A 15,433-nucleotide genomic window follows, 5' to 3' on the forward strand; every position below is an offset into this window, starting at 1 on the left:
GAATCTGGTCTAAAGACCACCCGCGCGCGAGGGTGACCCGCGCTCTTGGCTTAGGGGACGCGCAGCATGCGCGCCCTTTTTTTGTGCCTAAAATCCAGTCTGAGAGCTGATGCCCAAAAGAACAGATATCTCCACCATCCTGATCATCGGCGCCGGTCCCATCGTGATCGGCCAGGCCTGCGAATTCGACTATTCCGGCACCCAGGCGGTGAAGACGCTGAAGGAAGAGGGCTACCGCATCGTCCTCGTCAATTCCAATCCGGCCACCATCATGACCGATCCGGAACTGGCGGATGCCACCTATATCGAGCCGATCACCCCCGAAATCGTCGCCAAGATCATCGAGAAGGAACGCCATGTCATCCCGGGCGGCTTTGCGCTGTTGCCAACCATGGGCGGCCAGACCGCGCTGAACTGCGCGCTGTCGCTGCGCCGGCAGGGCACGCTCGACAAATTCGACGTCGAGATGATCGGCGCCACCGCGGATGCCATCGACAAGGCCGAAGACCGCCAGTTGTTTCGCGAGGCCATGACCAAGATCGGGCTTGAGACGCCGAAATCGCGGCTCGCCAATGCCTCGGCGCTGAAGAAGTCCTACCGCGACAAACACCAGGCCGATCGCGAAAAACTGTCGGGCGCCGCGCTGGACGAACTCGAACGGCAATGGACGCTCGGCGAAAGCGAGCGCCGCAAGCGCTACCAGGAGCACGCGCTCGGCCAGGCGCTGATGGCGCTGTCCGAAATCGGGCTGCCCGCGATCATCCGCCCCTCCTTCACCATGGGCGGCACCGGCGGCGGCATCGCCTACAACAAGGAAGAGTTCCTCGACATCATCGAACGCGGCCTCGACGCCTCCCCGACCAACGAAGTGCTGATCGAGGAATCCGTGCTCGGCTGGAAAGAGTTCGAGATGGAGGTGGTGCGCGACAAGAAGGACAATTGCATCATCGTCTGCTCGATCGAGAACCTCGATCCGATGGGCGTGCACACCGGCGATTCCATCACGGTGGCGCCGGCGCTGACGCTGACCGACAAGGAATACCAGATCATGCGCGACGCCTCGCTGGCGGTGCTGCGCGAGATCGGAGTGGAGACCGGCGGATCCAACGTGCAGTTCGGCGTCAACCCCGACGACGGCCGCATGGTGGTGATCGAGATGAACCCGCGCGTGTCGCGCTCGTCGGCGCTCGCGTCGAAAGCCACCGGCTTTCCGATCGCCAAGGTCGCCGCCAAGCTTGCAGTCGGCTACACGCTCGATGAAATCGCCAACGACATCACCGGCGGCGCGACGCCCGCCTCGTTCGAGCCGACGATTGATTATGTCGTGACCAAGGTTCCGCGCTTTGCGTTCGAGAAATTCCCCGGCGCCTCCACCACGCTGACGACCTCGATGAAGTCGGTCGGCGAAGTGATGGCGATCGGCCGCACCTTCCAGGAGAGCCTGCAGAAGGCGTTGCGCGGGCTCGAGACCGGCCTGACCGGGCTCGACGAGATCGAGATCGAGGGGTTAGGGCGCGGCGACGACAAGAACGCGATCCGCGCAGCATTGGGCACGCCGACGCCGAACCGCATCCTGCAGGTGGCGCAGGCCATGCGGCTCGGCTGGTCGAACGAGGAGATCTTCAATTCCTGCAAGATCGATCCCTGGTTCCTCAGCGAGATGCGCGGCATCGTCGAGATGGAAAACAAGGTCAGAAAAAACGGCCTGCCCCCGAACGCCTTCGGCATGCGGACGCTGAAGGCGATGGGCTTTTCCGACGCGCGGCTTGCGGTGCTGGCGGACACGACGGAAGCCGAGGTCACGGCCGGTCGTCACGTGCTCGGGGTTCGTCCGGTGTTCAAGCGCATCGACACCTGCGCGGCAGAATTCGCTTCGCCCACGGCCTACATGTATTCGACCTATGAAGCGCCATTCGCAGGGACATCGGCCGACGAAAGCGCGCCGTCCGACAAGAAGAAGGTCATCATTCTCGGCGGCGGCCCGAACCGGATCGGCCAGGGTATCGAATTCGACTATTGCTGCTGCCATGCCTGCTTCGCACTGCACGACGCCGGCTATGAGTCCATCATGGTCAACTGCAACCCGGAGACGGTGTCGACCGACTACGACACCGCCGATCGCCTCTATTTCGAGCCGCTCACCGCCGAGGACGTGCTGGAGATCATCGCCACCGAACGGCAGAACGGCACGTTGCACGGCGTGATCGTGCAGTTCGGCGGCCAGACCCCGCTCAAGCTGGCGCGCGCGCTGGAAGCCGCCGACGTGCCGATCCTCGGCACCTCGCCCGACGCCATCGACCTCGCCGAGGATCGCGACCGCTTCAAGCGCGTGCTCGACAAGCTACGGCTGAAACAGCCGAAGAACGGCATCGCCTATTCGGTCGAGCAGGCGCGGCTGGTGACGGCCGATCTCGGCCTGCCGCTGGTGGTGCGCCCGTCCTACGTACTGGGCGGCCGCGCGATGCAGATCATCCGCGAGGAGACCCAGCTCGACGATTACCTGCTCGGCACCCTGCCCGAACTGGTGCCGGCCGACGTCAAGGCGCGCTATCCCAACGACAAGACCGGGCAGATCAATACCGTGCTCGGCAAGAACCCGCTGCTGTTCGACCGCTATCTGTCCGACGCCACCGAGATCGACGTCGACTGCCTGTGCGACGGCAAGGACACCTTCATCGTCGGCATCATGGAGCATATCGAGGAAGCCGGCATTCACTCCGGCGATTCCGCCTGCTCGCTGCCGCCGCATTCGCTGGATGCGAAGATGATCGACGAGCTCGAGCGGCAAACCCGCGAGCTCGCGCTCGGCCTGGACGTCGTCGGGCTGATGAACGTGCAATATGCCATCAAGGACGGCGATATCTACGTGCTCGAGGTCAATCCGCGGGCCTCGCGGACCGTGCCGTTCGTCGCCAAGGTGGTCGGCACGCCGGTGGCGAAAATCGCGGCCCGGATCATGGCCGGCGAGAAGCTCGCCGATTTCAAGCTGAAGAAGAAGCAGCTCGGCCATGTCGGCGTGAAAGAGTCGGTCTTCCCCTTCGCGCGTTTCCCCGGCGTCGACACCGTGCTCGGACCGGAGATGCGCTCGACCGGCGAGGTCATGGGCATCGACCGCTCCTTCGAGGTGGCGTTCGCCAAAAGCCAGCTCGGCGGCGGCACCCGCGTGCCGCGCAAGGGCACCGTATTCGTCTCGGTGCGCGAGATCGACAAGAACCGTATCGCGGAAGCGGTGCGGCTGCTGCACTCGCTCGGCTTCAAGGTGATGGGCACCTCAGGCACCCAGCGCTTCCTGACCGACAACGGCATTCCGACCGAGAAGGTCAACAAGGTGCTGGAAGGACGGCCGCATATCGTCGACGCCATCACCAATGGCGACATCCAGCTCGTTTTCAACACCACCGAGGGGCCGCAGGCGCTGGCCGACAGCCGTTCGTTGCGGCGGGCTGCCCTCTTGCATAAAGTGCCATATTACACCACTCTTTCAGGAGCTGTGGCGGCCGCCCAGGGCATCCGCGCCTATCTGGGCGGGGACCTTGAGGTCCGCACGCTGCAGAGTTACTTTTCCGAAAACTGATCGTTAGACGGGCTGAAATGCCCGCTAAACGGTTGGCAATAAAGCCGTATGGCCGGAACTCACCGCCCGTTTGGATGTTGAATCGGCCCCTGAGCGAGCCGAAAATTAATAGGCTGGCGGGCTCGCATTGGGCCATGAAAGCCCGAATCGAAATCTAAAAAGTGCCTCGTGCGCGCAACGCCCCGGGCGGTTCGCACGATGGAAGGACGGAAGAGATGATGGAAAAGGTACCGATGACCGCAAGCGGCTATGCCGCCCTGGAGGTCGAGTTGAAGCAGCGCCAGTCGGTGGAGCGTCCGCGCATCATCGAGCATATCGCTGAGGCGCGCTCGCACGGAGACCTTTCGGAAAACGCGGAATATCACGCCGCCAAGGAAGAGCAGTCGCACAATGAAGGTCGCATCGCCGAGCTCGAAGACAAGCTCGCGCGCGCCGACATTATCGATATCAGCAAGCTCTCGGGCGACACCGTCAAGTTCGGCGCGACCGTGACGCTGATCGACGAAGACACCGAAAAGAAGACGGTGTGGCAGCTCGTCGGCGAGGTGGAAGCCGACGCCAAGAAGGGCCGTATCTCGATCACCTCGCCGCTGGCCCGTGCGCTGATCGGCAAGAAAAAGGGCTCGACGGTAGAAGTCGTGGCGCCCGGCGGCGCCAAGGCCTACGAGATCACCAAGGTCGAGTGGCGATAGAGCGCGATGACCTCGGCATCCCGCTCTATCTCTCTGATTTGAGCATGATCTCTTCGGAAAACCGGTATCCACTTTTCCGGATCATGCTGTAGTCACCTGCGAGTGACCGTTGCAGCAAAGCCGCGTTTCGACGCGGCTTTTTTGTTGGCTGCGCAGCGATGCCGCGCTGACAGGATTGTGAGTGGAGCTGCAGCGGATTCCATAATACTGCGGTCCCGGGACAATGCTTATAAAACATAACTAAATGGCGCCGCGGCAAGTCTTGTCGTTTTCGCCGCAAGGCGCGCGCGGTGAGCGGCAGGCTCCGGTGCTCCGCGAGCGGGCATCTTGTTGCGCTGCAATCGCGAAGCGATGACGTGCGAAGGGAATGATTCAATTTCTGAGGTGTTGTTCCGGCATCACACGCAATCGGCCAACACCGTGTAATGTTGTGACGCTAAGTTCTAGCGTGCCAAACCAGGGGACGACGATATGAACCAATTCGACAACATGCTCGCGAAATGGCAACCGACGGCGCTGAGCCTGTTTCGCTTCATCACCGGGCTGCTGCTGTTTCAGTACGGCATCGCCAAGCTCTTCAAGTTTCCGGCACTGCCCTATTTCGCCAAGGTCGAACTGATGTCGCTTATTGGTGCGGCCGGGACACTAGAACTGGTACTTGGCGGACTCCTGATGATCGGCGTGTGCACGCGGATTGTTGCGTTCGTCCTGTCCGGTGAGATGGCCTTCGCCTATTTCCTCGGACACATGTTCAAGGATCCGGCCAATCCGGTGTTCCTGCCGCTGCTCAATGGCGGCACCGCCGCGATCCTGTTCTGCTTCGCCTGTCTCTACCTGGCGACCGCAGGCGGCGGGCCGTACAGCGTCGACGAGATGCGGAAGAAGTAAGCTAAGGCGAGCGCCCTTCACCCACGTCATTCCGGGGCGATGCGAAGCATCGAACCCGGAATCTCGAGATTCTCCGATGTGCAAAAGCACATCGGAGTTCGCGTCTTCGACGCGCCCCGGAATGACGGCTAGCCCGCCACCTTCACATCGAGCGGCACGGCCGCTTCATATTTCGAATTGTGCAGCACCAGCGACGTCCGGACGTTGCGCACGTGGGGTGCTGCGGTCAGGTGCGTGACGAAATCCTGAAACGTCGCCATGTCGGGCGCGACGCATTTGAGGATGAAATCCACCTCGCCGGACAGCATCCAGCATTCCCGCACCAGCGGTTCGGCGCGGACAAAATCCTCGAAGGCACGCAAATCCGCATCCGCCTGGCTCGACAGATGGACGGAGGCAAACACGGTGACGTCGAAACCGAGCCGGCGCGGATCCAGCAGGCCCCGGTAGCCCTTGATGTAGCCCTCTTCCTCCAGCGTGCGGACCCGGCGCAGGCAGGGTGGCGGCGAAATGCCGACGCGTTTGGCCAGTTCGACATTGGTGATTCGGCCGTCGGCCTGGATTTCGGCAAGGATTTTGAGGTCGATTTCGTCAAGATTCTTCGACACGCGCGTCGGGTTCCCTAATTCTGGCCGTGCTTGAGCAGGCCCACTGGCAACTCTCTTAGCGCAGGCGGCGCAGCTTGCGCAATTTTATTGCGCGTGCAGCGCCGCATTTCGCGATTGTTACTTCAGTTCCGGGGAAAATTCGCTGGGATGAATTGCAAATCTTGCATAGCTACCCAGATATCCTAGACTTGGATTTGACACTTTCAGCGCCATCGCGACCTCCTCCCGGGCGCTTTCTGCTCAGTCATAAACAAACCCCCGAATAAGAGAGGGATCCGTCGATGCCCGCGCCTATCCATGCCAAGGTCGTCATTATCGGTTCCGGCCCCGCCGGTTACACCGCGGCGATCTACGCGGCGCGCGCGATGCTCGAACCCGTATTGATCCAGGGCATCCAGCCCGGCGGACAACTCACCATCACCACCGACGTGGAAAACTATCCCGGCTTCGCCGACGTCATCCAGGGCCCCTGGCTGATGGAGCAGATGGAGAAGCAGGCGGCGCATGTCGGCACCAAGATCGTCACCGATTTCGTCAACAAGCTGGAACTGGCGCAGCGGCCGTTCCGGCTGACCTGCGATAGCGGCGACGTTTACCTGGCGGAAACCGTGATCCTCGCCACCGGCGCGCAGGCGCGCTGGCTCGGGATTGCTTCCGAAGAAAAGTTCAAGGGCTTTGGCGTCTCGGCCTGCGCGACCTGCGACGGCTTCTTCTACCGCGGCAAGGAAGTGATCGTGGTCGGCGGCGGCAATACCGCGGTCGAGGAAGCGCTGTTCCTCACTAACTTCGCCTCACAGGTAACGATCGTGCATCGCCGCGACCATTTTCGCGCCGAGCGCATCCTGCAGGATCGCCTGTTCAAGAACCCCAAGATCAAGGTGGTCTGGGATTCCGCGATCGACGAAATCTGCGGCACCGAAAACCCCGGCAAGGTCACCCATGTCCGCCTGAAGAACGTCAAGACCGGCACACCGACCGAAGTGCCGGCCGACGGCGTCTTCATCGCCATCGGCCACGCGCCCGCAACCGACCTCGTCAAAGGCCAGATCAAGCTGAAATCCTCCGGCTATGTCGAGGTGGCGCCGAACTCGACCGCCACTTCAATTCCGGGCCTGTTCGCCGCCGGCGACGTCGCGGACGAAACCTGGCGGCAGGCGGTCACGGCTGCGGGCCTCGGCTGTATGGCGGCCCTCGAGGCCGAACGTTTCATGGCTTTGCGCGCGAGCGATCGCGCGGCGGCTGAATAATCATGCCTAGAACACGGGACGGATCATCGGACATGGATTGGGACAAGCTGAAAGTCTTTCACGCGGCTGCAGAGGCGGGAAGCTTTACCCACGCCGGCGAGCAGCTTGGGCTTTCGCAATCGGCGGTGTCGCGGCAGGTCAGCGCGCTGGAGCAGGAACTCGCGGTGTCGCTGTTCCACCGCCACGCGCGCGGGCTGATCCTCACCGAACAGGGCGACCTGCTGTTCCGCACCGCGCATGACGTGTTCATGCAGTTGCAGGCAGCGCGCGCCAAGCTCACCGACAGCCGCGAGCGGCCGAGCGGCGACCTCAAGATCACCACGCCGCCGGCGCTCGGCATCAACTGGCTGATCCCGCGGCTCGACGAGTTCACCGCGCTCTATCCGGACATCCGGATCTCGCTGATCGTTACCGACGAGGATCTCGATCTGTCGATGCGCGAGGCTGACGTGGCGATCCGGACCCGCAAGCCGACCCAGCCGGACCTGATCCAGCGAAAGCTGTTCTCGATCGGCTTCCATGCCTATTGCTCGCCGGAATACATCAAGCGCTTCGGTACGCCGCGGACGCTCGACGACCTCGACTCGCACCGCATCATCATGCTCGGCGATTCGCAGGTGCAGCCGCATTTGCAAAACCGCAGCTGGCTGATCGACGCCGGTCGCAACGGCTCGGGTCCTCGCGAAGCCTATTTCAAGGTGAACAATATCCTGGGGCTGGTCCGCGCCTGCCAGCAGGGGCTCGGCATCGCCTCCCTGCCCGACTACCTGGTCGAGGAAAACAACCGCCTGGTGCAGCTGTTCGGCGAAACCGACTCGATCGCGATCGACACCTACTTCGTCTATCCCGAAGAGTTGAAAACGGTCGCACGCGTGCAGGTGTTCCGCGATTTCGTGGTGAGCAAGGCGCAACGCTGGCCCTCCTAGATGATCACGAGGCAAACGCTTCGCGTTTGTCCCGAGGGAAAAGCGTTTTCCGAGAATATCTTGCTCCATATGAAGCTGGGCGCGGGTGACGTTTCGTCATCCCGCTTTTGCGGATTAGCCTATTTTATAAAGGGCCCGCTCACCGCATGACTGACATGCGGCTCGGACGGTTGCCGCACAGCACTGATGAGGATCATAGTGCTTGAACGCTGATCGGTCGCGTCGCGCATATGTCCCCCTCCTCCAGTGGCGCGGCAGTTCAGTAATCCCTCTTGGAAGGTGATTGTGTCGGCCTCACGTGGCCAATACCTCAAGCCGGGCTCTCTTGGGCCCGGCTTTTTTTCGCGCCCGAGTCTCTTTCATCGACAGGCCATGGTGCTGCGCGGATTGACTTTGCGGTCCTCTGCCACCATCATCCGGACATGATCACGCGTTCGTGCGCAGCCTTGTCGTCGAAAAAAGGTCCCCGTTTGGGGACCCGAGATCAACGCGCGCGCTAGACTGCCGCAACCCGCGATCCCGAAAAGCCCCGCCGTCTGGACGGGGTTTTTTATTGGTCCCGTCTCCGGCTCACCCCATGAGGAGATGGAACAATGACTGACCAACCGACTGACGATCTTCGAGGCCGCTTGCAGGGCCTGTGGCTGCCGCTCATCACGCCGTTTCGCGACGGCGAACTCGACGAGGCATCGTTACGCCGGCTCGTCACGCACTATACGGCCGGCCCGGTCGACGGCTTCATTCTCGCGGCAACGTCGGGCGAAGGCATGTCGCTCCGCGCGGACGAGCTCGAGCGGCTGGTGACGGTAACGCGCAGCGAGCTATCTGCCAGCGGCCGCCACCTGCCGATCCTGTTGGGCCTGTCGGGTGCCTCTACCGCGAAGATGCTGGATGCGCTGGATGAGACGGCGACCTGGCCGATCGACGGCTATCTGATCGCGAGCCCCTATTACATCCGTCCCTCGCAGCGCGGCCTGGTGCAGCATTTCACCGCGCTCGCGGACCACGCCTCGTGGCCGATCGTGCTCTATAACATCCCATACCGGACCGGCGTCAGCCTCACCAACGAGACGCTGCTGCAGCTCGCCCTGCATCCAAACATCGTCGGCATGAAGGATTGCGGCGCCGACCGCGCGCAGTCGATCGACTTCTTAAGCAGACGGCCGTCCAACTTTCGTGTGCTGACCGGCGAGGACGCGCTGTATCACGAAGCGCTCGCCGACGGCGCCGACGGGGCGATCCTGCTGTCGGCGCATCTGGAGACCGACGCCTTCGCCTCGGTGCGGACAGTCATGAAGCAGGGCGATCGCGCCGGCGCGCATGCGTGCTGGAAGGCCATTTCCGGCCTGACCCGGCTGCTGTTCGCCGAACCGAGCCCGGCGCCCGCAAAGTACTGGCTGACGCGCAGCGGGCTGATCGACAGCGCGGAAGTGCGCCTGCCGATGGTGGAGGTGAGCGCGGAGCTCGCAGCGTTGCTGGACGAGGAAATCGAGCGGCGCAGGCCGCAGATCTTGCGTCGGGCCTGAACGTCGCGCCAAGAGAGGCGCCAATAGAGATGGCCGGCCCCGCTCGCCCTGGATGGCGAGCGGAAGCAACGCGCTTTAGCTGACCAGCAGGCGATAGGTCAGCACCGGCGCGAAGCCGAGCACCATCGCCCAGATGGCGAACGACGACACCAGCAGAACGTCATGCGCCCGCTGGGCGAGTTCGCCGGTCGGATATTTCCTGTCGTGCGTGGTCATTGTGATTCCCCCCGTTGATGTTCCTTGAGGAGAAACAGCTACAGATAAAATTTTAATGTCGCGCTCGGGCCTTCGCTCGAAGTTGCGGCTTCGCACTCACCAGCCATTAACCAGGACACCGCGGTGGTTAATCGGCGGTAGCACCTGCCGTCAAGTGCGAGCGAAATCGCAACCGGGTTTTTAAAACTGATCGCGTATCAATGACTCCACAAACAACGGAAAACGCGGGGGCGCGTCGTGCATTTCGAAAAGAACACCATTCCTCGGGAACAGGGTTTTAGCACCGAGGACATTCTGTGGGGCATCGGCATCTGGTCGGTGATCCTGACGCTGTCGCCGGTCGTCGTGCTCTACGTGCTGATGGTGGCGTAAGGGAGCTGTCATTCCGGGGCGATGCGAAGCATCGAACCCGGAATCTCGAGATTCCGGGTCTGGTCCTTCGGACCATCCCGGAATGACGACCGATCCCACAAAAAGAAAAACGCGCGGAACGCCGCGCGTCTTTGTCAGTCCAGAAAAAATCAATCCAGAAAAGAAAGCGGCGTTGTTACGCCGCCTGCTTGTGCATGGCGCCCGATGCCGACGCCGACCCGCGGATCGCCTTGATCGAACGTTCGATCGCGCCCCACAGCCTGGTGATCTCGGCCGCGGCCCGGCCTTCCGCATAATATTCGCGGGCGCCTTCGCCCTGGCTCAGCGCCATGATCAGATCGGCGCGGTTGGTGATCTGGCCGCTCCACACCGGCGCACGGAATTTCGCTAGCGCTTCGCGTGCGATGGTGACGATGCGGCTCTCGGCGCCGTCGCGTTCGGCGGGTGCGCCGTTGACTACGACCGCGTAGGGCTTGCGCGCCGCGCGGCAGGTCTGAATCGTTTCCTGCACCGCGTTGACGTCGAACACGCCCGGCCGCGCCGGAATGATCACCATCGTTGCGTTGCGGATCGCGTCGTCAACAACGGCCGAGAGATTCGGCGGGGTGTCGATGAACACCCATTCGATGCCGTCGCGCTTGGCGGCAGCGACGATGCCGCTGACGGAATTCACCGCGGACTTGATCGGCGGTTCGTTGGTGCCGCGCAATTTGTGCCAGAGCGTAAGCGATCCCTGCGGGTCGGCATCGACCAGAAGGATGGGCTTCGTTGCCTTGTGAACATGGGCAGCGAGGTGAGCAGCCAGGGTACTCTTTCCCGAGCCCCCCTTACGCGAAGCGAAAACTATGACGTTCATAACTTGGCCTCCAGTTGACCCCAGAAGCTGAAAATGAATCAGCGGGCTGATTCGCGAAAGAAAAATTTATTGGATGCCGCGATGAAGCCACGTAATTGCCAACAAGGCTGGTTTTTGAGTCACACGTGTGATTACGGTCACAACCGAAAGCGGAATCGATTGAATGCCTTGCAGAGTGCCTCGATCGACTCATTGCGCGCTTTTGGCGCGCTCGCGTTCGAGTTTTACGCGCTGACGCTCAAGCCATTTGCGCTCGATCCATCCGAGCCCCTGCGCCATCGGCTTCTGCAGCCATGGCACGTCCTGCGCGAACAAAAGGAGTCCGAGCGGCAGCATCCAGAGTCCCAGCACCGGCAGGAAGCTGAGAAAGCCACCAACGATCAGCAGTATCGCGAGCGGAATCCGGGCGTAGATCGACGACGGCTTGCGCAGCCACGCGACGAACCTCGCCGGTCCGGGCGGCAGCTTCTTCTGGAACCAGGCAAAATGCCGGTCCAGTTCTTTTTGGTGCTGACTCAATGAACCCTCTCCTCTTGGCCTAGGGAGATGTTCACTGCAGACGCCGCAAACAAGACGTCCGTTTGCATTGCGAGGGGATCTTGAAATGGCGGTGGCGCCGTCAGGTCGCGCGTTTCGCCGGCTTTTTGGTCTTGCGCGCCTTGGCGCTCACGGCCTTGCGCGGTGCCGCCGGCCGGATCACGGCCGGCCTGACCGCAGCCTCGGTGGGCTCGGGATCTGGCCTGAACTGGGCGCGACAGGGCGGCGAGAGCTGGGATTTTTTTGCGACCATGCAGGCCGTCACGCGGCCGACATCGGGAATCTCGGAGCTGCAGAGGCGGAACGCGTCGCCGGTGCAGGCCTGCTCCTGTTCGGGGGTGTAGGTTTGACCCGCGACGGGCGAGATCGAAAGCGCGAGTGCGGTAGCCAGCAACCATCCAAACCCGAAATTCCCTGCTCGAAAAATCGTCATCCATCCCCCCGGCCCAAAGTTTGGCGGAATTGTGGGTGAACGGATCAGGATTCGCAAGCACGGGTGGACCGCGCGCCACAGCACAAGTGTCGCGGGGGTCGGATCGCGGCACGTCCGATCAGGGCCAACAACAGGCATCATTTCGCTGTTGTTGGGTTCGGTGAGCCGATTTCCCCGAGGCGGCGGCCCACCCCGCCGTCACGATGCGATTTCGTGCCAACCCATCCAGCCGGTGTAAAGGCCGACGAACACGATCAGAGCTGCCGACACGTAGGGCGCCCGATGGGCAAAACGCGTGAAGCCGGACCAGTGACGCTCGACGTGACGGATGCTAAGCGCGGCCAGCACACCGGCGGACACCATGGTAATCGCGAGACCGATACCGAAACAAAGCACGAGCGCGAAGCCGAGGCTGAACTGCTTTAATTGAATGCAGAGCAGCAACACTGTGATCGCGGCAGGACAAGGTATCAGTCCGCCCGTGAGACCGAAGAGAATTATCTGAGCCGTCGTGACCGTGCGCCCGGCGAAGCGTTTGCGGATGTCGGCCGCATGCGCACGTGCGTGCGCGTCGTCCTCCTCTCCAAGGTCCATGCGCGAGTGGTCGTGCTCCTCGAACACCAACTCTGCCGCGTCCTTACCCACCATCAGGCGCGCTTTAAACGCATGGGGTTCAGGAATTTCCTCGTTGCTTTCAAGATACTCTTGGTGGCTGACAAAGCTGAATGAGTGCTCGGTGCCGTCGGGACGGATAGTCGTCACGAAGACATCGAGTGCAGACGGAAGGACGCCCGCCTCACTCTGAATGCGCCAGCGTGGGGGCGCACCTTCCTCGAAGATTTCGAGCAAGAGCGAATACCCGGCGACCGCAGCGCTCTGCGGCTCGTCATGATGGTGGTGATCGTCCTCCGAATGTTGCTCGCGCCACGTGCGCCAAGTCATCCACGCGGCGATGCCAATAATGATAACGGCCGAGGCCAATTGCAGGTAGGCTTCGCTGCGCTCTCCGGACCATTCCTTTCCGAAGTGCAATCCGGCGAGCGCGACTGCCCAGACAATCGCAGTGTGAGAGATTGTAGCCGATAAGCCAAGCATCACAGCCTGCAGCACCGTACCCCGGATGGCGACCATGAATGCCGCCATCATGGTCTTGGAATGGCCCGGCTCCATTCCGTGCAACGCACCTAACAGGATCGCACTGGGTACAAAAAGCCAAGCGTGCGCGCTGCTCTGTTGGAGCAGGTGGGACAGGTCTGTCATTTCGTTCACTTCAGATAGGTTCGAACCACGTCGATCAAGTCAGCGGCGCCCTTTGCCTTCTCGGGGTCCTTTTCATGGGCGGGATCCACAACGTGATGGCGGATGTGATCCTCAAGCAGCTCGGTGGTGAGGCCACCGATGGCCCCCCTCACAGAAGCAACCAACATCAGAACATCGGCACAGCCAATCTCCGCCTCTAAGGCGCGCTCGACCGCTTCCAGTTGTCCCTTGATGCGTCGGACCCGGCCTACGAGCTTCGACTTGTTCTTAATGGTATGCGACATCACCCTAATATAGGGGGGTACCCTATATAGGTCAATGGTCTTGATTGGCAAATCTTCCCATCACCGTTCTCCCGGCCACCACGTTGACGGTGGGTTACTCGCGGAAATCTTGCTGCGCCAGGGCTACCAAGTGGCTCCGCTTGTCGCATCTGCGAACAGTCCTTGCATCGCACGCAGCGCTCAAGCTCATGGATCAACCTCTGCCGACCACTCCGCGAGCTGCTTCTTTGCTTCGTGTTTCGCGGTGTCGCTACAGAGCCTGAGTTGTGCTGCCCAGCGCACGCCGTACAGCCGCTCGTACTCGTCGCGCACGTCTGACGGGATTACCTTTTTGCGCAAACCGCTCCCCGCTTTTAGCCTGACTTAAACCGACCATCCGCAACGCCATTTGTAGCGCCTTTGTATTTCTACGGGCAAATGCGTCAGTTCTATCAGTAAGATGGCGGAACCGCGGGCGATTTTTTCGGTGTGGTACAGTTGGGTGGGCTCGAACCACCGACCTCCTGTTCCACAGACACCGCAAGAGCCCCCGCCGGTGCTACGCCATTCCCGCCATTCATACGAAAACTGTAACATTATCAACTAATAAGGCCGCCAGACCCCGCCTTACCTGCGCTGCAATTAGCGTTATGGTGGTAGCTACGTGGTAGCTACAGAGGCGATCGATGGCTGTTTCGAGTATCACAATCCGCGCAGTACAAGCGCTCAAACCGGGCGAGACTATCTGGGATGCAGACCACCGCGAAGCGGTCCGGGGCTTTGGTGTTCGGCGTCAACGCGACCAGGCGGCCTACGTCCTCAAGTACCGCGTGTTCGGCCGGCAGCGCTTTGTCACCATCGGTCCTCACGGCGCCCCTTGGACGCCAGAGCTTGCGCGCAAGGAGGCCAAGCGGCTCTTGGGCCTGGTTGCCAGCGGCAAAGACCCGGCGGACGAGAAAAGCAAAGCCCGACTGCAAGCCGCCGACACCCTCCGAGCAATTGCCGACCAATATCTTCGGAGCGCCAAACAAAGGCTGAAGCCCCGGACCTATTCGGAGATAGAACGCTACTTGTTGGTCAGTTGGAAACCCCTGCATTCGGTCTCGGTCTTCCAGATCACCCGGCGCCGTATTTCGGCTCGTATCGCGGACATCGCATCAGCTCATGGAGCGGTCTCAGCCGCCCGCGCCCGTACCGCCCTGTCTTCAATGTTCAACTGGGCAATACGCGAGGGCCTCGACATTGCCGCGAACCCGGTTCTCGGCACTAACCGACCCGTACAGCCGGGAAGCCGCGAGCGTGTCCTCACGGAGACGGAGCTATCAACCATCTGGCATGCCTGTGGCGATGACGATTATGGACGCATTGTGCGTTTACTGCTGCTCACGGCCCAACGCCGTGATGAGGTAGGCAGCATGCAGTGGGCCGAACTTGATGCCTTGTCGGAGCTCTGGACACTGCCAAGCGCCCGGACCAAGAACCATCGCGAGCATTCGCTGCCATTGGTTCCCGTCGCCCTATCCCTACTCCCGCACCGCCAAACCGGACGGGACTTCCTTTTTGGTAACGGGCCCCGCCGCGGCGGTGACACCCATCGCGGTTTCTCCGGCTGGTCCAAGTCGAAGGCGGCGCTTGATGCACGGATTGCGGAAACCCTGGGTACTCCCCTACCCCATTGGACAGTCCACGATCTTCGGAGATCGGCGTCCACGGTGATGGCCGACCGGCTTGGCGTGTTGCCCCACATCGTGGAGGCGATCCTTAACCACGTCAGCGGCCACCGGGCCGGCGTTGCTGGTGTTTATAACCGCGCCCGGTACTCCGCCGAGATGCGCGAGGCACTTCAGCGCTGGGCACAGCACGTTACGACCCTGCCAGCGCCAAGGCTCAGAGAGGTGGCAGCCTGAGAGCGCGCTTCGGGCATTCTCTTATTGATGTCCGCCACGGGGCTGTCAGTTCCACTCCTGGTTCAAGGAGCTAACCTGCGAGCGGCGGAGGTTTGAGTCACGGGCCATACATCGCAAGGAGTCCTTCG

15 protein-coding genes are annotated in these 15,433 nt (G+C 61.7%); 8 read left to right on the forward strand and 7 right to left on the reverse strand.

All coding sequences use genetic code 11. The features are described from left to right. Positions 1–109: 109 nt before the first annotated feature. From carB to V1283_RS31130, 3 genes are all read left to right on the forward strand, one after another. Positions 110–3,574, forward strand: a complete 3,465-nt coding sequence (carB, locus tag V1283_RS31120) for a carbamoyl-phosphate synthase large subunit (protein ID WP_334390448.1) — start codon at positions 110–112, stop codon at positions 3,572–3,574. A gap of 218 nt (positions 3,575–3,792) precedes the next feature. Beyond that, positions 3,793–4,266 carry a transcription elongation factor GreA gene (gene greA, locus V1283_RS31125; RefSeq protein ID WP_334390449.1) on the forward strand — a complete coding sequence of 158 codons (474 nt, stop codon included), beginning with the start codon at positions 3,793–3,795 and terminating at the stop codon, positions 4,264–4,266. 471 nt (positions 4,267–4,737) lie between these two features. Next, entirely contained in the window at positions 4,738–5,154 is a 417-nt protein-coding gene (locus V1283_RS31130; RefSeq protein WP_334390450.1) for a DoxX family protein, read from the forward strand. A gap of 128 nt (positions 5,155–5,282) precedes the next feature. Here the strand turns inward: V1283_RS31130 and V1283_RS31135 are convergent, their stop codons facing one another. Further along, entirely contained in the window at positions 5,283–5,762 is a 480-nt protein-coding gene (locus V1283_RS31135) for an Lrp/AsnC family transcriptional regulator (protein ID WP_247783407.1), read from the reverse strand. Positions 5,763–6,043: 281 nt separating this feature from the next. Here V1283_RS31135 and trxB point away from each other — a divergent pair, with 281 nt between their 5' ends. The 3 genes from trxB to dapA all read left to right on the forward strand — a co-directional run bounded on the left by trxB (position 6,044) and on the right by dapA (position 9,461). Continuing rightward, positions 6,044–7,009, forward strand: coding sequence for a thioredoxin-disulfide reductase (gene trxB, locus V1283_RS31140; RefSeq protein ID WP_334390451.1), 966 nt, complete (start codon positions 6,044–6,046; stop codon positions 7,007–7,009). A 2-nt stretch (positions 7,010–7,011) separates the two neighbouring features. Beyond that, positions 7,012–7,935: a LysR family transcriptional regulator gene (locus V1283_RS31145; RefSeq protein WP_334390452.1), complete on the forward strand. Its 924-nt coding sequence runs from the start codon at positions 7,012–7,014 to the stop codon at positions 7,933–7,935. Positions 7,936–8,528: 593 nt separating this feature from the next. Next, entirely contained in the window at positions 8,529–9,461 is a 933-nt protein-coding gene (gene dapA / locus V1283_RS31150; protein ID WP_334390454.1) for a 4-hydroxy-tetrahydrodipicolinate synthase, read from the forward strand. Between the two features lie 75 nt (positions 9,462–9,536). On the opposite strand, the gene V1283_RS31155 is transcribed toward dapA, so the two are convergent. Beyond that, entirely contained in the window at positions 9,537–9,677 is a 141-nt protein-coding gene (locus tag V1283_RS31155; protein ID WP_334390455.1) for a hypothetical protein, read from the reverse strand. Positions 9,678–9,914: 237 nt separating this feature from the next. On the opposite strand from V1283_RS31155, the gene V1283_RS31160 reads away from it, so the two are divergent. Then, positions 9,915–10,049, forward strand: a complete 135-nt coding sequence (locus tag V1283_RS31160; RefSeq protein WP_334390456.1) for a hypothetical protein — start codon at positions 9,915–9,917, stop codon at positions 10,047–10,049. Positions 10,050–10,224: 175 nt separating this feature from the next. Here V1283_RS31160 and V1283_RS31165 read toward each other — a convergent pair whose 3' ends face one another. The 5 genes from V1283_RS31165 to V1283_RS31185 form a co-directional block, all read right to left on the reverse strand. Beyond that, positions 10,225–10,905: a ParA family protein gene (locus V1283_RS31165; protein ID WP_334390457.1), complete on the reverse strand. Its 681-nt coding sequence runs from the start codon at positions 10,903–10,905 to the stop codon at positions 10,225–10,227. A 189-nt stretch (positions 10,906–11,094) separates the two neighbouring features. Then, entirely contained in the window at positions 11,095–11,424 is a 330-nt protein-coding gene (locus V1283_RS31170; protein ID WP_334390458.1) for a hypothetical protein, read from the reverse strand. Between the two features lie 100 nt (positions 11,425–11,524). After that, on the reverse strand, positions 11,525–11,875 hold the full coding sequence (locus V1283_RS31175) for a hypothetical protein (protein WP_334390459.1): 351 nt from the start codon (positions 11,873–11,875) through the stop codon (positions 11,525–11,527). A gap of 198 nt (positions 11,876–12,073) precedes the next feature. After that, on the reverse strand, positions 12,074–13,135 hold the full coding sequence (locus tag V1283_RS31180) for a nickel/cobalt efflux transporter (RefSeq protein WP_334390460.1): 1,062 nt from the start codon (positions 13,133–13,135) through the stop codon (positions 12,074–12,076). Positions 13,136–13,140: 5 nt separating this feature from the next. Further along, complete coding sequence (locus V1283_RS31185; RefSeq protein ID WP_334390461.1) at positions 13,141–13,419, reverse strand: metal/formaldehyde-sensitive transcriptional repressor; 279 nt, start codon at positions 13,417–13,419, stop codon at positions 13,141–13,143. A 665-nt stretch (positions 13,420–14,084) separates the two neighbouring features. Between V1283_RS31185 and V1283_RS31190 the strand changes: the two genes are divergently transcribed. Then, entirely contained in the window at positions 14,085–15,305 is a 1,221-nt protein-coding gene (locus V1283_RS31190; protein ID WP_334390462.1) for a tyrosine-type recombinase/integrase, read from the forward strand. The last annotated feature ends 128 nt before the right edge of the window (positions 15,306–15,433 follow it).

Source organism: Bradyrhizobium sp. AZCC 2262 (assembly GCF_036924535.1).
Lineage (GTDB): Bacteria > Pseudomonadota > Alphaproteobacteria > Rhizobiales > Xanthobacteraceae > Bradyrhizobium.

Bases quoted from the DNA above. Each gene is read 5' to 3' on its own strand.
- carB (WP_334390448.1), top strand. From the start codon at position 110: ATGCCCAAAAGAACAGATATCTCCACCATCCTGATCATCGGCGCCGGT.
- greA (WP_334390449.1), top strand. From the start codon at position 3,793: ATGGAAAAGGTACCGATGACCGCAAGCGGCTATGCCGCCCTGGAGGTC.
- V1283_RS31130 (WP_334390450.1), top strand. From the start codon at position 4,738: ATGAACCAATTCGACAACATGCTCGCGAAATGGCAACCGACGGCGCTG.
- trxB (WP_334390451.1), top strand. From the start codon at position 6,044: ATGCCCGCGCCTATCCATGCCAAGGTCGTCATTATCGGTTCCGGCCCC.
- V1283_RS31145 (WP_334390452.1), top strand. From the start codon at position 7,012: ATGCCTAGAACACGGGACGGATCATCGGACATGGATTGGGACAAGCTG.
- dapA (WP_334390454.1), top strand. From the start codon at position 8,529: ATGACTGACCAACCGACTGACGATCTTCGAGGCCGCTTGCAGGGCCTG.
- V1283_RS31155 (WP_334390455.1), bottom strand. From the start codon at position 9,677: ATGACCACGCACGACAGGAAATATCCGACCGGCGAACTCGCCCAGCGG.
- V1283_RS31165 (WP_334390457.1), bottom strand. From the start codon at position 10,905: ATGAACGTCATAGTTTTCGCTTCGCGTAAGGGGGGCTCGGGAAAGAGT.
- V1283_RS31175 (WP_334390459.1), bottom strand. From the start codon at position 11,875: ATGACGATTTTTCGAGCAGGGAATTTCGGGTTTGGATGGTTGCTGGCT.
- V1283_RS31180 (WP_334390460.1), bottom strand. From the start codon at position 13,135: ATGACAGACCTGTCCCACCTGCTCCAACAGAGCAGCGCGCACGCTTGG.
- V1283_RS31185 (WP_334390461.1), bottom strand. From the start codon at position 13,419: ATGTCGCATACCATTAAGAACAAGTCGAAGCTCGTAGGCCGGGTCCGA.
- V1283_RS31190 (WP_334390462.1), top strand. From the start codon at position 14,085: ATGGCTGTTTCGAGTATCACAATCCGCGCAGTACAAGCGCTCAAACCG.